General features: G+C 77.7%; 13 protein-coding genes. 12 read left to right on the plus strand and 1 reads right to left on the minus strand.

The annotated features are described in order from the left end of the window. Nucleotides 1–226 precede the first annotated feature (226 nt). The 8 genes from ACFCX4_RS26025 to ACFCX4_RS26060 all read left to right on the plus strand — a co-directional run bounded on the left by ACFCX4_RS26025 (nucleotide 227) and on the right by ACFCX4_RS26060 (nucleotide 6,116). Nucleotides 227–778 carry a hypothetical protein gene (locus ACFCX4_RS26025; RefSeq protein ID WP_376146939.1) on the plus strand — a complete coding sequence of 184 codons (552 nt, stop codon included), beginning with the start codon at nucleotides 227–229 and terminating at the stop codon, nucleotides 776–778. Continuing rightward, nucleotides 775–1,185: a hypothetical protein gene (locus ACFCX4_RS26030; RefSeq protein ID WP_376146942.1), complete on the plus strand. Its 411-nt coding sequence runs from the start codon at nucleotides 775–777 to the stop codon at nucleotides 1,183–1,185. The genes ACFCX4_RS26025 and ACFCX4_RS26030 overlap by 4 nt, the downstream gene beginning before the upstream one ends. Then, nucleotides 1,182–2,375, plus strand: a complete 1,194-nt coding sequence (locus ACFCX4_RS26035) for a zinc-binding dehydrogenase (protein WP_376146945.1) — start codon at nucleotides 1,182–1,184, stop codon at nucleotides 2,373–2,375. Before ACFCX4_RS26030 ends, ACFCX4_RS26035 begins: the two co-directional genes overlap by 4 nt. Continuing rightward, nucleotides 2,372–3,163 carry a cupin domain-containing protein gene (locus ACFCX4_RS26040; protein WP_376146948.1) on the plus strand — a complete coding sequence of 264 codons (792 nt, stop codon included), beginning with the start codon at nucleotides 2,372–2,374 and terminating at the stop codon, nucleotides 3,161–3,163. Before ACFCX4_RS26035 ends, ACFCX4_RS26040 begins: the two co-directional genes overlap by 4 nt. Then, entirely contained in the window at nucleotides 3,160–4,074 is a 915-nt protein-coding gene (locus tag ACFCX4_RS26045; RefSeq protein ID WP_376146951.1) for an SDR family oxidoreductase, read from the plus strand. Before ACFCX4_RS26040 ends, ACFCX4_RS26045 begins: the two co-directional genes overlap by 4 nt. Further along, complete coding sequence (locus tag ACFCX4_RS26050) at nucleotides 4,071–4,649, plus strand: VOC family protein (RefSeq protein WP_376146954.1); 579 nt, start codon at nucleotides 4,071–4,073, stop codon at nucleotides 4,647–4,649. The genes ACFCX4_RS26045 and ACFCX4_RS26050 overlap by 4 nt, the downstream gene beginning before the upstream one ends. Next, the gene (locus ACFCX4_RS26055; protein ID WP_376146957.1) at nucleotides 4,646–5,770 is read left to right on the plus strand and encodes an NAD(P)-dependent alcohol dehydrogenase; all 1,125 of its coding nucleotides are present in this window, start codon (nucleotides 4,646–4,648) and stop codon (nucleotides 5,768–5,770) included. The genes ACFCX4_RS26050 and ACFCX4_RS26055 overlap by 4 nt, the downstream gene beginning before the upstream one ends. Before the next feature lie 169 nt (nucleotides 5,771–5,939). Next, the gene (locus ACFCX4_RS26060; protein WP_376146960.1) at nucleotides 5,940–6,116 is read left to right on the plus strand and encodes a hypothetical protein; all 177 of its coding nucleotides are present in this window, start codon (nucleotides 5,940–5,942) and stop codon (nucleotides 6,114–6,116) included. Nucleotides 6,117–6,241: 125 nt separating this feature from the next. Here the strand turns inward: ACFCX4_RS26060 and ACFCX4_RS26065 are convergent, their stop codons facing one another. Continuing rightward, nucleotides 6,242–8,533 carry an ATP-binding protein gene (locus ACFCX4_RS26065; protein WP_376146963.1) on the minus strand — a complete coding sequence of 764 codons (2,292 nt, stop codon included), beginning with the start codon at nucleotides 8,531–8,533 and terminating at the stop codon, nucleotides 6,242–6,244. 360 nt (nucleotides 8,534–8,893) lie between these two features. Between ACFCX4_RS26065 and ACFCX4_RS26070 the strand changes: the two genes are divergently transcribed. The 4 genes from ACFCX4_RS26070 to ACFCX4_RS26085 all read left to right on the plus strand — a co-directional run bounded on the left by ACFCX4_RS26070 (nucleotide 8,894) and on the right by ACFCX4_RS26085 (nucleotide 14,287). After that, entirely contained in the window at nucleotides 8,894–9,529 is a 636-nt protein-coding gene (locus tag ACFCX4_RS26070; protein ID WP_376146974.1) for a response regulator, read from the plus strand. Between the two features lie 131 nt (nucleotides 9,530–9,660). Beyond that, nucleotides 9,661–11,937, plus strand: coding sequence for a sensor histidine kinase (locus tag ACFCX4_RS26075; protein WP_376146965.1), 2,277 nt, complete (start codon nucleotides 9,661–9,663; stop codon nucleotides 11,935–11,937). A 286-nt stretch (nucleotides 11,938–12,223) separates the two neighbouring features. Continuing rightward, complete coding sequence (locus ACFCX4_RS26080; protein ID WP_376146968.1) at nucleotides 12,224–13,570, plus strand: M28 family metallopeptidase; 1,347 nt, start codon at nucleotides 12,224–12,226, stop codon at nucleotides 13,568–13,570. A gap of 246 nt (nucleotides 13,571–13,816) precedes the next feature. Then, nucleotides 13,817–14,287, plus strand: a complete 471-nt coding sequence (locus tag ACFCX4_RS26085; RefSeq protein ID WP_376146971.1) for an SPW repeat protein — start codon at nucleotides 13,817–13,819, stop codon at nucleotides 14,285–14,287. Nucleotides 14,288–14,335 lie beyond the last annotated feature (48 nt).

The raw sequence follows: 14,335 nt of genomic DNA on the forward strand, positions 1-14,335 counted from the left end.
CCCCGGAGCCGGCCGCAGGCGCTGTCCCGGGACCGCCCCGAGACATCCCCGCCCCGGTCCCGGCCCGGCGCTCCCGGGGCCCGGGACCGGCCCGGACGGCGGCCGGGCGCCGGACGGGACCGGGGACGGGACCGGGCACCCGTGCGGCCGGGACGGCAGGCGGCACACGGTGGAGACCGGAAACGGCCCGGCACACGGACCGAAGGACAGCGAAGGAGTCCCCGTCATGACGGGCACCGTCATCACCGACCTCCGCCGGCGCGGCGCCGTCGATCCCAGCCGGGTGCTGACCGGACCGCTGCGCGTCGTCGGACTGCAGTGGCTCGACCCGGGCCGCAGCACCGCGGTCGCCGCCGAGGGCGTCGAGCGCGCCCTCTACGTCACGGCGGGTTCCGGCACCGCCACGGTGCCCGGGGCCGACCCGGGCAGCGGGACCGGAACGGACTCCGCCATCCCGCTGGTCGAGGGCACCGCCGTGACCCTGCCGCTCGGCGCGCGCACCGTGCTCACCGCCGGCACCGCCGGCCTGGAGTACTTCCACGCGGTGCTCTCCGTCGCCGGCCGCCCGGGCGGGCCGATCGCCCACCCGGCGGCGGACCGCCCGACCGCCGAGCCTCCCGCGCCCGAGCCTCCCGCGCCCGGGCGTCCCGCCACCGGCCGTCCCGCGGCCGAACGCCCCGCCACCGGCCGCCCCGCCCGGCAGCGTGACCGCCGGGCCGCCGACCACCCCGACCGTCCCGACACCCCTCCGAGCCCGAAGGGAGGCGAGCCCCGGTGATCGTCACCACCGCGACGGCCTCGGCCGCCGTCATCCTCGGCCCGCACGGCGAACGCGTCCGCGTGCGCTGCCTGGCGCGCCGCTCCATGCTCGCCAGCGCCTGCGAGAGCTTCGACCACCTGCGGCTCAGCCCCGGCGCCCACCACGCGCTGCCGGGGCGGCCCGACGGCGAGACCGTGCTGTTCGTGGTGCGCGGCTCGCTGCTCGTCGGCCGGGCCGCCGACGAGCCGGACCACCTGGCCGCCGACGGCGACCTGCTGCTGGCGACCCGGGGCCACGGGCTCCTCCTGGAGGCCGGCCCGCTCGGTGCGGAGGTGCTCTGCCTCGCCCTGGCGGCGCCCGGCCGCACCGTCGCCACCAGGCGCTCGCAGGCCCGGCGGCGCTCCGACCGGCGGAGCCGGCCGTGACCGGCCGCACCGGGGCAGCCGTCCCGGCCCCCGCCACCCCGGCGGGGGCCGGGGGCACCCGGGCGCCCGGCACCATGGCGGCGCTGCGGTTCGAGGCGCCGCACCGGGTGGTCCTCGCCCGGGTCCCGCGACCGGCGCCGCCCGGGCCCGACACCGTCACCGTGCGCACCTCCCTGGTCGGCCTCTGCGGCACCGACCTCGAACTGCTCCACGGCACCGCCGCCTACCTGCTCGACGGCCGGGCCCGCTACCCGCTGGTCCCGGGGCACGAGTGGTGCGGCACGGTCGCCGAGGTCGGCGGGGCGGTCACCGAGTTCGTGCCCGGCGACCGGGTGGTGGGCCACACCATGGTCCACTGCGGCCTGTGCCGGATGTGCCGGTGCGGGAGCCGCCCGCTCTGCGAGCGGCTGACCGAGGTCGGGCTCTACGGCCGCCCCGGCGCGGCCGCCGAGTACGTGACCCTGCCGGAACGCTCGCTGTCCCGGATCCCCGGCCACGTGTCCGACCGGGCGGCCGTGCTGGTCGAGCCGGCGGTCACCGTGGTGGCCGGGCTGGAACGGGCCCGCTGCGGGCTCGGCGACCGGGTGGCCGTCCTCGGCACCGGCACCATGGGCCTGCTCGCCGTCCAGCTCGCCGCCCGCCTGGGCGAGTCGGTGGACGCGGTCGGCATCGACCCGGCCGGCCGGCGGCTGGCGCTGCGCTGCGGCGCGCGCCGCGCCCTGAGCCCCGAGCAGGCGCGGGCCGAGGGACCGGGGCGGTACTCGCTCGCGGTCGAGGCCGCGGGTGCGACGGAGGCGTTCGCGCTCGGCCTGGACCTGCTCGAACCGGGCGGCCGGCTCGCCGTGATCGGGGTGGCCGGCCGGCCGTGCCCGGACTTCTCCCCGGGGCAGCTCGCCCTGCGGGGCCTGGAGGTGATCGGCGTGCGGCACGGCCTCGACCACTACGACCGCACCCTGCGGCTGTTCGGCGACGGCGTCCTGACGGCGGGACCACTGATCGCCGCCGTGCTGCCGCCGTCCGCCGGGCCGGCGGCGTTCCGGCTGCTGGCCGGCGGGCGCAGCGGCCCGCCCAAGGTGCTCCTCGACTTCGGCGGCGCCGGCCGGCCCGCCACCACCCCTCCCGCCACGGCCACGGCCACCGCCGTCACCCCGGCCATCCCGTCACCCGCCACCGAAGGAGACTTCGCGTGATCCTCGTACCCGCGGCCGTCCCCCGGACGGCCCCCGCCTTCCGGCGGCTGATCGATCCGCAGCACCTGCCGTCCGCCCGGGGCGGCCTGACCGTCGAGACCCTGCCGCCCGGCGTCCGCGTCGAGCACCACCCCTCCCGGGTGGGCGAGTCGGTGACCCTGGTGCTCTCCGGCGGGATCCGCTCGGCCGGGCGCGTGCTCGGCCCGGGCGAGGGCCTCTACCACCCGCCCGGCAGCTCCTGCGGCATCACCGCCCTGCCCGGCGCACCCGCCGCGGTGCTGACCGTCCGGCCCCTCGCGGTGCCCGGCGACCGGCCCGCGCGGCGCCCGTCCGCCGTCCCGCTCGCACCGTCCGCGCCCGGCGTGCCGGCCGCCCGCACCGGGGGGACCGGGACGGACCGCCCGCCCGCCGCTCCGGACGGGCCGATCGCCGGTTCGGCCGGCATGGCGGTGCGCTGGCTGGCCACCGACGGGACGGTCGGCGCCCACCGGCTCACCGTGGCCGCCTCGGTCTTCGGCGCCGGCGGCGGTCACGACCTGCACCGCCACCCGCACGCCGACGAGTTCTTCCTCGTCCTCTCCGGCGGCGGCACCCATCTCACGGCGGACACCGAGGTCCCGGTCCGGGCCGGGGACCTGGTGTTCGTCCCGGCCGGCGAGTGGCACGGCTTCCGGACGGCCCCGGCCGGTCCGACCGCCGCGCTCTACGGCTACCTGGGCGCGCCGAGCCTGGCCCGGGCCGGCTACCAGGTCCGCCCGGCCGCCCCGGCGCGGGAGGCGACCCGATGACCACCGGCACCCCGCTGAGCACCCCGCCCCCGGTGGCGGTCGTCACCGGGGCCAGCTCCGGCATCGGCCGGGCCGTCGCGATCGCCCTGGTCCGGGCCGGGCACACCGTGGCGATCGGCTACCGCACCGACCGCGAGGCGGCCCGCCGGACGGCCGGGCTGGCCGGCGGGCGGACCCTGCTGCTGCCGCTCGACCTCGCCGAACCGGCGGCCGCGGCGCGGGCCGTGCACGGCGCCGCCGAACAGCTCGGCGGCATCGACGTCCTGGTCAACTGCGCCGGGGTCAACCGCCGTTCGCCGGTGCTCGACGAGACCCTGGACGACTGGGAGCGGATCCTCGCGGTGGACCTCACCGGGCCCTTCGCCTGTGCCCAGGCGGCGGCCCGCCGGATGGTCGGGCAGGGGCGCGGCGGGCGGATCGTCAACGTCACCTCCGTCCACGAGTTCGTGCCGATCCCGGGCGGCGCCGCCTACTGCGCGGCCAAGGGCGGGCTGGGCGGGCTCACCAAGGTGATGGCCCTGGAGCTGGCGCCGTACGGGATCACCGTGAACGCCGTCAGCCCCGGGGAGACCGCGACCCGGATGAACGGCGTCCTCGACGACCGGGACCTCACCGGCCTCGCCCGGCCCGGCATCCCGATGGGGCGCCCGGGCCGGGCCGCCGAGGTCGCCGCGGCCGTCGTCCACCTGACCGGGCCGGACGCCGGCTACACCACCGGGGTGTCGCTCACCGTCGACGGCGGCCTGAGCCTGATGAGTGCCGTCGCCAACCAGCGCGACGCCGCCCACGAGCAGGCCGCCCTCCGGACCGGGCCCGCCCCGGCCGCCCCCGGGCCCGCCCCGGCCGCCCCCGCTCCCCGTGTCCCGCACATCCCCCACGCCCCGTACGCCCCCGGAAGGAGCGAGCGATGACCGGCATCCCCGGCGCCCGCGCCGTGCACCACGTCGCCTTCACCGTCCCCGACCTCGACCAGGCGGTCGCCTTCTTCACCGACGTGCTGGGGGCCCGGCTGCTCTACCGCCTCGGCCCGGTCGCCGCCCCGCCCGGGGACGCGGACTGGATGCACCGCCAGCTCGGCGTCCACCGGGAGGCGGTGGCGCACATCGCGATGCTGCGGCTGGGCCCGGTCACCAACCTGGAGCTGTTCCGGTACACCGCCCCGGACCAGCGGCGCGAGCAGCCCGCCAACAGCGACTGGGGCGGGCACCACCTGGCGATCGCCGTCGACGACGTCGACCGCGCCGTCCGCTACCTGCGGCGGCAGCCCGGCGTCGAGGTGCTCGGCGAGCCCCAGACCGTCGCCGTCGGCGGCCCGATCGACGGCGACCGCTGGGTCTACTTCCGCACGCCCTGGGGCCTCCAGCTGGAGGTGCTCGCCATGCCGCCCGGCATGGCCTACGAACGCTCCACCCCCGCCCGGCTGTTCACGCCCACCGCGCCCTGGGACGACCTGGACGGCCCGCCGGACGGGACCGGTGCCGCATGATCGGGACCGTCGCCGCCGTGGTGCGGGAGGCCGGCGGCCCGTTCCGCCTGGAGACCGTCCGGCTGGACGGGCCGCGCCCGGACGAGGTGCTGGTGCGGATCCGTGCCGTCGGGATCTGCCACACCGACCTGAGCGTGCGGGCCGGCCGGACGCCCGCGCCGCTGCCCGCCGTCCTCGGCCACGAGGGCGCGGGCACCGTCGAGGCGGTCGGCGGCGCCGTCACCCGGGTGCGGCCCGGCGACCGCGTCGTGCTGACCTTCGACTCCTGCGGCGCCTGCCCGTCCTGCCGCACCGGTCGGCCGGTGCGCTGCGACCACTGGGGCGCGCTCAACCTGTTCGGCGGCCGGCGGCCGGACGGCAGCGCCACCGTGCGGGGGACGGGCCGCCACCGCGGCGCCCCCCTGCACGGCCACTTCTTCGGCCAGTCCTCCTTCGCCGGGTACGCGCTGGCCTCCGAACGCAACGCGGTGCCCGTGCCCGGCCCGCCGGTGCCGTTCGAACTGCTCGCCCCGTTCGGTTGCGGCGTGCAGACCGGCGCCGGCGCGGTGTTCAACGTGCTGCGGCCCGGGCCGGGCGACACCCTGGTGGTGTTCGGCGCGGGCGCGGTCGGCCTGGCCGCCGTGCTCGCGGCCCGCTCGACGCCGGCCGTGCGGATCGTCGCGGTCGACCTGCGCCCGGCCCGGCTCGCACTGGCCCGGGAGCTGGGGGCCACCGACGTCGTCGACGCGGGCGCCGGGGACCCGGTCGCGGCGGTCCGCGCCCTCACCGGAGGCCGCGGCGCGGAGCACACGCTGGAGACCAGCGGCAGTGTCCGGGCGCTGCGCCAGGCGGTGGAAGCGCTGGCCGTCGGCGGCACCTGCGGCGTGGTGGGCGCGCCCCCGGCCGGCAGCGAGGTGGCGCTGGACGTCCCCGGGCTGCTCGCCGGGGCACCCAGGATCGTCGGCGTGAACCAGGGGGCGAGCGTGCCCGAGCGGTTCCTGCCGGCCCTGGTGGACCTGTTCCGGGCGGGACGGCTGCCGGTGGACCGGCTGGTGCGCACCTACCCCTTCGCGGACGTCGAGGAGGCGGCCGCGGCGGCGGGGGCGGGGGAGGCGGTGAAGCCGGTGCTGATGCTGCCCTGAACCGGCGCGACCCGCCGGTCCGCCGGTCCGCCGTTCCGTCCGCGTCCCGTTTCCGGGACCGGAACGGGACGGCGGACCCATGTGCCCGGGGCACCGCCACGGCCAGAGTGGAGGCAGAGCGGTCGATCGGATCGGCCACTCGGAGCACGAAGAGTCTGGAGCCCCTCCCATGGCAACGAACACGGCATCGAAGACGCTCGGCGTCGCGTCCGTCCTCGTCGGCGTCGCCGCGGCGACCGCGGTCATCAGGAGCGCCGTGGTCGGCGCGGTGGCCAAGCCGGCCCCCGCTGCCGCCGCCGCCGAGACCGAGCGCCGCTGCAAGCCCGGCGAGAAGGACTGCCGCTGATCACCCACGATCGATCCGACCCCCGCGGTCGCTTCCCGACCGCCCCCGAACCCCGCCCCCGCCCCCGGTCCTCCGGGAGCGGGGGCGGGGGTTGGTCGGCGCCGGTGAGGCCGGACCCCGGGCGCTCAGGCGGCCGTGCCGCGCTCCCGCGACGGGTGCCGGGGGAGGACGGCCAGCACCCGCGTCCCGCTCTCCCGGGGGAGCCGGTCGACGGTGCAGCGCCCGCCGATCTCGGCCGCCCGGTCCGCCATCGACCGCAGCCCGACCCCGCCGGACGTCCCCGTCCGGGCCAGGTCCGCGCCGGGCGTTCCCGCATCCTCCGCGTCCACGGAGCCCCCGGTGCTCCACGTGCCCCCGGCGGGCTCCTCGGGGGTGCCGAGGCCGATCCCGTCGTCCTGGACGGTCAGCGTCAGGTTCGCCTCGTCGACCCGCAGCGTCACCCGGACGTGCCGGGCGTGGGCGTGCCGCAGCACGTTGTTCAGCGCCTCGGCGGTGATCCGGTAGGCGGCGACCTCGACGGCGGCGGGCAGGTCGGGCAGCGGGTCCGGCTCAAGCGCGGCCGTGACGGCGAGGCCGTCGCCGCTGAACGAGACGGCCAGGTGCTGGACGGCCCGGGTGAGGCCGAACTCGCCCAGCGGGGCGGGGCCCAGCCGGTCGGTGATCCGGCGGACCTCCTTGATCGTCATCGCCAGGTCGACCGAGATGTCCCGCAGCGTCCGCGCGACCCCGTCGGCCCCCGGCCCGGCCCCCGGCCCGGTCACCGCCCCCGCTCCGGTCCCCGCTCCCGTCCCCCTCCCCGCCCCCGCCCCCGCCCCCGGAGCCGGAGCCACGGCGGAGGCCGCCGAGGCCGCGTTGTCGACCCGCAGCCGCAGTCCGGCCAGTGCCGGACCGAGCCCGTCGTGGATGTCCCGGCGCAGCCAGCGCCGCTCCTCCTCGCGCGCGGCGACGATCTGCTCCCGGCTGGCCTGCAGGTCCTCCTGGAGCCGCAGCGAGGCGACGGCGGGCGAGGCCTGGTCGGCGAGCGAGCGCAGGATGTCGACGTCGCTCGGTTCCAGCCGCTCCTCGCCCGCCCGCAGCCCGACCGTCAGCTCCCCGATCACCGCGCCGTGGTGGACCAGCGCGAAGTCCCGGACCGGCCCGTCCAGCCGTCCGACCGCGGCCAGCGGCCGCCGTCCCGCCCGGGTGGTGACCGCCAGGCCCACGCCCGGCAGCTTCAGCTCCTCCGCGACCGCCGTGCAGAGCGCGGCCGGCAGCAGACCCGGCTCGACCACCTGCCGGACCTGCCCGGCCAGGGTCCGCAGCACCTGGTAGGGCTGGGCGCGGTCGCCGTAGTAGAGCCGGTCCACCAGGCCGACGGCCCACCGGGCGGCCCTCGGCAGGCCCGCGCCCAGGGTGAAGACCAGGGCGATCAGCAGCAGTGCGGCGGCGCCCCGGCCGGGCACCAGCCACCCGGACAGCACCGCCGCGCACACCACGAACAGCACGATGAGCCCGGTGGCGAGCAGCAGCCCGGTCAGCACCGACCGGGCCGCCCGGTCCAGCCGCCACCCGCCGTCGCGCACCACCAGGAAGGCGACGGCCACCGCCCACACCGCGCCGGCCGCCGTGAACAGCGAGTAGCTCAGCCAGTACTCGTACGGGTAGCGGCGGGTGTAGTAGTCCTGCATGCCCGCCCAGAGCAGGTAGGCGCCCAGCATGCCGGCCAGGTGCGCGCGCCGCCGGGGCGCGCTGCGCCGCAGCAGCCGCACCAGCAGCACGGTGGCCGCGATGCCGATCAGCAGGTAGTTGACCGGGTCGTAGAGGCTGTCGAGGTGGTCGGACACGGAGCCGAAGAACTCCGCGGGCGCGCTGCCGGCGAGCGGATTGGGGTGCCCGAAGACGGTCTCCCGGTTCAGGAAGGACATCGCGTCCGGGAGCACCCAGAGGGTGACGGCGCCGATGTACCACCACCACCGGCGGGTGGTGAGCCGGCCGGCCGGCAGCCAGAGCGGCAGCACGTAGAACAGGGCTCCGCTGACGGTGTCGCACACGCCGCGCACCACCGCGGCGGCGCCCACGAGCCCGGGATCGGACACCTCCACCCAGACGGGCGCGGCGGCGGCGCTGGGCAGCATGGACGTCAGCGCGTAGACGAGCATCACCCAACCGAGCGGATTTCCCGGCCGGTGGGCGTGCAGCAGCATCCCCGCGCCGGCCGTCGGCAGCGCGTACAGCAGGATCGCCAGCTGGTCGCGGGGGGCCTCCACCCCGGGGGCGCCGAGGTGGACCAGCACGTAGCCGGCCCAGAGGGTGGCGACCGCCAGGCAGAGCACGGTGAGGGCCGCGGCGGCGGTCAGCCGGCGCTGGGCGGGGGTGCGGCGGGGCAGGGCACCGCCGGGCGCGTGGGGCCGGGGCCGGAAGGGGATCACCGTGGTCATGGCACCGCCTAGGGAGGGGTGGGGAGGGTCCACCGACGGCCGGTCGCCTGGCCGGGCGCGCCGGCACCAGTCTCACCCGCCCGCCGTCCCGGGCGCATGGGGCAGCGGTCTCGGCCGCGCCGGCCGGCGGGCACCGCGGCCCGGTCCGGGCGCCCGCACGCCCGGGCCGCGCCGCACCCGGCGGGGTGCCGGGCGGCCGGGCCGGCGACGGACCGGACACCCGCGGTCACTTCCGTCACGGAAGGTCACGGGAGTATCGCTGGTAGTGTCGGCCATGTGGATGAAGAGCAGCCCGCCGAAGACCCGCAGCAGCCGGAGGACCGGCCTGACGAGGAGCCGGCCGCGGGGCCCGTCCGGGTCCTGATCGTCGACGACCACCCGCTGTTCCGGGAGGGCCTGAAGGCCGCCCTGGAGAGCGCCGAGGGCATCGTCGTCGTCGCCGAGGCCGAGCGCTGCGGCGACGTCCCGGAGGCGGTCGCCCGGCACCGTCCGGACATGGTGGTGATGGACCTCTCGCTGCCCGACGGCTCCGGTCTGGAGGCCACCCGCCGGCTCTCCGCCGGCCCGCAGCCCGCCCCGCCGGTGCTGATGCTGACCATGGCGGACGACGACGGCAGCCTGCTCGCCGCGCTCCAGGCCGGGGCCCGCGGCTACCTGGTGAAGGGCGCGGGCCGCGAGGAGGTGCTGCACGCGGTGCGCACGGTCGCGGCCGGCGGCGCGGTCTTCGGCGCGGACGTGGCCGAGCGGATCACCGCCCTGCTGGCCGGTGCCCGGGTGCGGGAGGCCGGACAGCTCTTCCCGGCGCTCACCGCCCGCGAGGCGGAGGTCCTCGACCTGGTGGCGCGCGGCCTGGACAACCGCCGGATCGCCCGCGAGCTGGTGGTCGCCGAGAAGACGGTCCGCAACCACGTCACCCACATCTTCGAGAAGCTGCACGTCGCGACCCGCGCCGAGGCCGTGGCCCGGGCCCGCGACATGGGCCTCGGCGACGGCTGACCCGGGTCCGTCCGGCCGGCGGCCCGCCCCGGGGCCGCGCCCGCCCCGCCGCCTCCGGGGCCGGAATCGGACCGCCGTCCCGCGCCTCCGGGACGGCGGGACGCGCAGGATGCGAGGGAGAGGAGGCCCTCATGAGCGAACCGGCCGCGACCCCGGTCACCCCCGCCCCCGCCCGGCACCCCGCCGCGCCGCACCTGCGGCCCGCCCGGCCCGCCGGAGGAGTCCGGCGGGTCCGCCCGCCGGCCCCGGCCGTCCCGCCGGGCGCCCCGGCCGCGCCCCGGCGCCCCGGGACGGCCCCGGCGGCCTGGGTCTGCGCCGCGACCCTGCTCAGCGGACTCGGCTGGGTCCTGCTCGCCGTCACCCACCAGGACGCCGCCTGGGCGGGCCCGTTCTACCTGCACGACGGCGAGACCGTCCTGCTCGGCTTCGCCTTCGCGCTCTCCGGCCTGCTCGTCCTCGCGCACCGCGCGGCGCCCGCCGCCGGCCGGCCGCCCGCGGTCCCCGGCGCCGTCCCCGCCCCGGCCGGCCCCGCCGCCACGGCCGGAACGCCGGCCGGCCGCAGCCTCGGCCGCTGCCTGCTCGCCGCCGGCCTCGGCGGCTGCCTCTCCCGCTTCGTCCTGCTGGCCGGCGCCGCCGCCGGAGCCGGACCGGAGGTGCGGGCCCTCGGCGCGGTCCTGCTGCTCGTCTCCGTCGCCCTGTTCATCTTCGTCTCGGTCGCCCTCCCGCTCTGGCTCCCCGAGGGGCGGCTGCCCGGCGGACCGGGCCGCGCCTTCGTCGCGGCCGTCGCCGTCTGGAGCGTCGTCCACGCGTGCGCGGTGCGCCTGGGCACCCCGCTGCCCTACTACGGCGACGTCCTGCTGCCGTCCGGGCGCGGGCCGCTGGGCCTGGACGAGTGGCACGCCACCCTGGTCGCCTGGGGCCTGGTGGTGACCAGCCTGACCGTGGCCGCCGTCCGCTGGCGGCGCTCCGCCCGCCCGCACCGCGGCGTCGCCGCCGTCCTGGTGCCCTACCTGGTCTGGCTGGTCACCACCAACATCGCGCTGCGGCTCGGGCACGCGGAGAGCGTCGCCGCGGTCGCCTACTTCTCCGGCTCCGCGCTGTGGATGCTCGGCGCGGTCGGCTACGCGTTTACCCGCGACCGCTCCCGCTACCTCGACCGGGCGACCCGCCGGATGCTCAGCGTCCTCGCGCTCACCGCCCTGCTGATCGCCGGCTACCTCGGCACCGCGCTGGCGCTGCGCCGCGCCCTGCCGCAGGCCAGCAGCACGGGCGCACAGCTGCTCGCGGCCGGGGCGCTCGCCATCGGCGGACTCCTCGGGCCCACCACCCGCTGGGTGGTGCGGGCCGTCGACCGCTTCTACTACGGCGACCGGGCCCGTCCCTACCAGGTGGTGCGGGCGCTCGCCGAGCGGCTGAGCCGCGCCGTCAGCCCGGCCGACGCCCCGCCGCTGCTCTGCGACACGGTGGTCAACGCGCTCGGCCTGCCCGGCGCCCGGGTCGTCCTGCACACCCGCACCGGACCGCACGAACTCGCCGCCGTGGGCACCCTCGGCCCCGACAGCCAGGTGTTCCCGCTCAGCTACGAGGGCACCGTCATCGGCGACCTGTACGCGCCGCCGCGCGCCGGCCAGCCCGAACTGGACGCCCAGGACCACGAGGTGCTGCGCTTCCTCGCCGACCAGGCCGCGCCCGCGATCGCCTCGCTGCGGATGTACGAGGAACTCCAGCGCGGGCGCCGCCAGATCGTGCTCGCCCGCGAGGAGGAGCGCCGCCGCCTGCGGCACGACCTGCACGACGGCCTCGGGCCCACGCTCTCCGGACTCCGGCTGGGCGTGGACACCGCCCGGGCCGCGGTGCCCGAGGACTCCGCGGCGGCCCGCTCGCTGCGCGCGGTGTCGGCCGGGATCGGCCAGGCGATCGACGAACTGCGCCGGATCACCGAGGGGCTGGCGCCGGCCGCGCTCGCGGGGGAGGGCCTGGCGGTGGCGCTGCGCCGGCTGGTCACCGAGCTGGACGGGCCGCGGGTGCGCATCGCGCTGGTGCTGGACCCGGACCCGCCGCCCGCGCTGCCGGCCGCCGTGGAGGTGGCGGCGCTGCGGATCAGCGGGGAGGCGCTGCACAACGTGCTGCGCCACTCGGGGGCCGGCCGGGCCCGGCTGACCCTGCGGGTGCGGCCGGAGGCGGTGGTCGTCGAGGTCTGGGACGACGGGTGCGGGTTCCCGGAGCCCGGTGCGGACGCCGTCTCCGGGGGCGCCGGCCGGCGGGCCGGTTCGGGGGTCGGGCTGCGCTCGATGGCCGAGCGGGCCGAGGAGCTCGGCGGCCGGTTCGGCACGGGCAACCACGACGGCGGGGCGGTCGTCCGGGCGGTGCTGCCGCGGGCGCCGGAGCCGCCGCCGGCCGCGGGCTGAGCGTGCGGACCCGGTGCCGACCCGGTGCGGACCAGGTGCCGACTCCGTGCCGACCCGGTGCGGACCCGGGGCCGGCCGGGCGCTGACCGGGCCCCGGCGGGCCCGGCCGCGCCCGGTCGGGGCCGGTGTCCGGGCCGCTGCCTCTTGACGGGGTCGCCCGTTCCCCCAATCATCATGGTCGCGTCAACTTTCGCGGCCCGTCACCACCCCACACCCCCTCACCACCCCGTGGCTGCCCGCGAATCGGCGCGCTTCCGTTCTGCCCCATCAGACACCGGAGCCCCCCTTGACCGAGCGCGCCCCGCGGCGATCCCGCCTGCGCCGATCCGCCCTGTCCGCCGCTGCCGCCGTCACCTTCGCGGCCGCCCTCCTCACCCCGGCCGCCACGGCGGCCCCCGCGGCCCCCGCGCCGCCCGTCGCCCCCGCCGTCGCGGCCCCCGACATCCCGGTCGCCAACGTCAAGGCGCACCTGGCCCAGCTGCAGTCGATAGCCAACGCCAACGGAGGCAACCGGGCCCACGGCCGGTCCGGCTACAAGGCCTCGATCGACTACGTGAAGAGCAAGCTCGACGCGGCCGGCTACACCACGACCCTGCTGACCTTCAGCTACAACGGCTCCACCGGCTACAACCTGATCGCCGACTGGCCCGGCGGCGACACCTCGCACGTCGTGATGGCCGGCGCCCACCTGGACTCCGTCACCGGCGGCCCGGGCATCAACGACAACGGCTCCGGCTCGGCCGGCGTCCTGGAGACCGCGCTCGCCGTCTCGCGGGCCGGCCTCAAGCCCACCAAGCACCTGCGGTTCGGCTGGTGGGGCGCCGAGGAGTACGGCATGGTCGGCTCCAAGAACTACGTCAACGGCCTCGGCGCCACCGAGCGTTCGAAGATCGAGACCTACCTCAACTTCGACATGATCGGCTCGCCCAACCCCGGCTACTTCACCTACCGCTACGACAGTGCGCTGGACGCCCTGTTCCGCAACTACTTCGCGGGTCTGGGCATCACCACCGAGCAGGACTTCGAGGGCGACGGCCGCTCCGACCACGCCCCGTTCCAGAACGCCGGGATCCGGGTCGGCGGCCTGTTCAGCGGCGCCGACTACACCAAGACCACCGCCCAGGCGGCGAAGTGGGGCGGCACGGCGGGCCAGCCGTTCGACCGCTGCTACCACTCCTCCTGCGACACCAGCGCCAACATCAACGACACGGCGCTGGACCGGATGAGCGACGCCATCGCCCACGCGATCTGGACCCTGGCCGCCGGTGGTACCACCCCGCCCACCGGCACCGTCTTCGAGAACACCGCCGACGTCCAGATCCCCGACAACGGGGCGGCCGTCACCTCCGACGTCGCGGTCACCGGGCGCACCGGCAACGCGCCGGCCGCGCTGCAGGTCGGCGTGGACATCCGGCACACCTACCGCGGCGACCTCGCGCTCGACCTGGTCGCGCCCAACGGCACGGTGTTCCACCTCAAGGACGGCGGCGTCAGCGACTCCGCGGCCAACGTGCAGACCACGTACACCGTGAACGCCTCCGCGGTGCCCGCCAACGGCACCTGGAAGCTCAAGGTCCAGGACAAGGGTCCGCAGGACACCGGCTACATCGACAGCTGGAAGCTCACCTTCTGATCCCGTGGGCCTCTGATCCCGCCCGCCCCGGGGCGCGGCGCCGGTCCGGACCGGTGCCCCACCCCGGGGCGGGCGGTGAGGCGGAGGTCACCCAGCGGTACGGGGTGGGTACGGAAGGGTAGCCGCCCTGGTCAAAAGGTGCAAAACGGGCGATCGGCGCCAGAATGGTACTGGGCCGGGTCCTTCCTCGATCCGGAGGAGCGGATCCGCCGCCCGTCCATGTTCCGAACCGAGGAGGTGGTATCGGTGTCTACCCAAGCGCCGATGGGCATGGAGCACCATCCGGACATCGTCGAACTCCGGGAGCACTACGAGCGGGTCACCCTGACCCCGCGGGCCCAGGCCGTCGAGGCCCTGGCCGTCCTGACCGGCCTGTTCCTGGCGGCCTCGCCGTGGATCGTCGGCTTCACCGCGTTCAGCACCCTCACCGTGACCTGTCTGATCGTCGGCATCGCCTACGGCGTGCTGATGGCGGGCTACGGCTCGGCGTACGAGCGCACCCACGCACGGGCCTGGGCCGCCACCCTGCTCGGCGCGTGGACGATCGTCTCGCCGTGGGTCGTCTCGGGCGAGGTCGACCGGGGCAAGAACATCGTCACCTGCCTGATCGCGGGCGGCGTGATGTGCCTGCTGGGGATCGCCGCCATCTCGATGGCGACCATGACGTCCAACGGGGCGTCGATGCGGCGCGGCCGGGCCGGCCGGGCCGGGGACTGACGGAGCACCGAGGGCCGGAGCCCCGGGGCGCGGAGGGCGAGGCCGCCC

The organism is Kitasatospora sp. NPDC056327 (assembly GCF_042261735.1).
Classification (GTDB): Bacteria; Actinomycetota; Actinomycetes; order Streptomycetales; family Streptomycetaceae; genus Kitasatospora.

Bases quoted from the DNA above. Each gene is read 5' to 3' on its own strand.
- ACFCX4_RS26045 (WP_376146951.1), top strand. From the start codon at position 3,160: ATGACCACCGGCACCCCGCTGAGCACCCCGCCCCCGGTGGCGGTCGTC.
- ACFCX4_RS26065 (WP_376146963.1), bottom strand. From the start codon at position 8,533: ATGACCACGGTGATCCCCTTCCGGCCCCGGCCCCACGCGCCCGGCGGT.
- ACFCX4_RS26055 (WP_376146957.1), top strand. From the start codon at position 4,646: ATGATCGGGACCGTCGCCGCCGTGGTGCGGGAGGCCGGCGGCCCGTTC.
- ACFCX4_RS26050 (WP_376146954.1), top strand. From the start codon at position 4,071: ATGACCGGCATCCCCGGCGCCCGCGCCGTGCACCACGTCGCCTTCACC.
- ACFCX4_RS26075 (WP_376146965.1), top strand. From the start codon at position 9,661: ATGAGCGAACCGGCCGCGACCCCGGTCACCCCCGCCCCCGCCCGGCAC.
- ACFCX4_RS26025 (WP_376146939.1), top strand. From the start codon at position 227: ATGACGGGCACCGTCATCACCGACCTCCGCCGGCGCGGCGCCGTCGAT.
- ACFCX4_RS26060 (WP_376146960.1), top strand. From the start codon at position 5,940: ATGGCAACGAACACGGCATCGAAGACGCTCGGCGTCGCGTCCGTCCTC.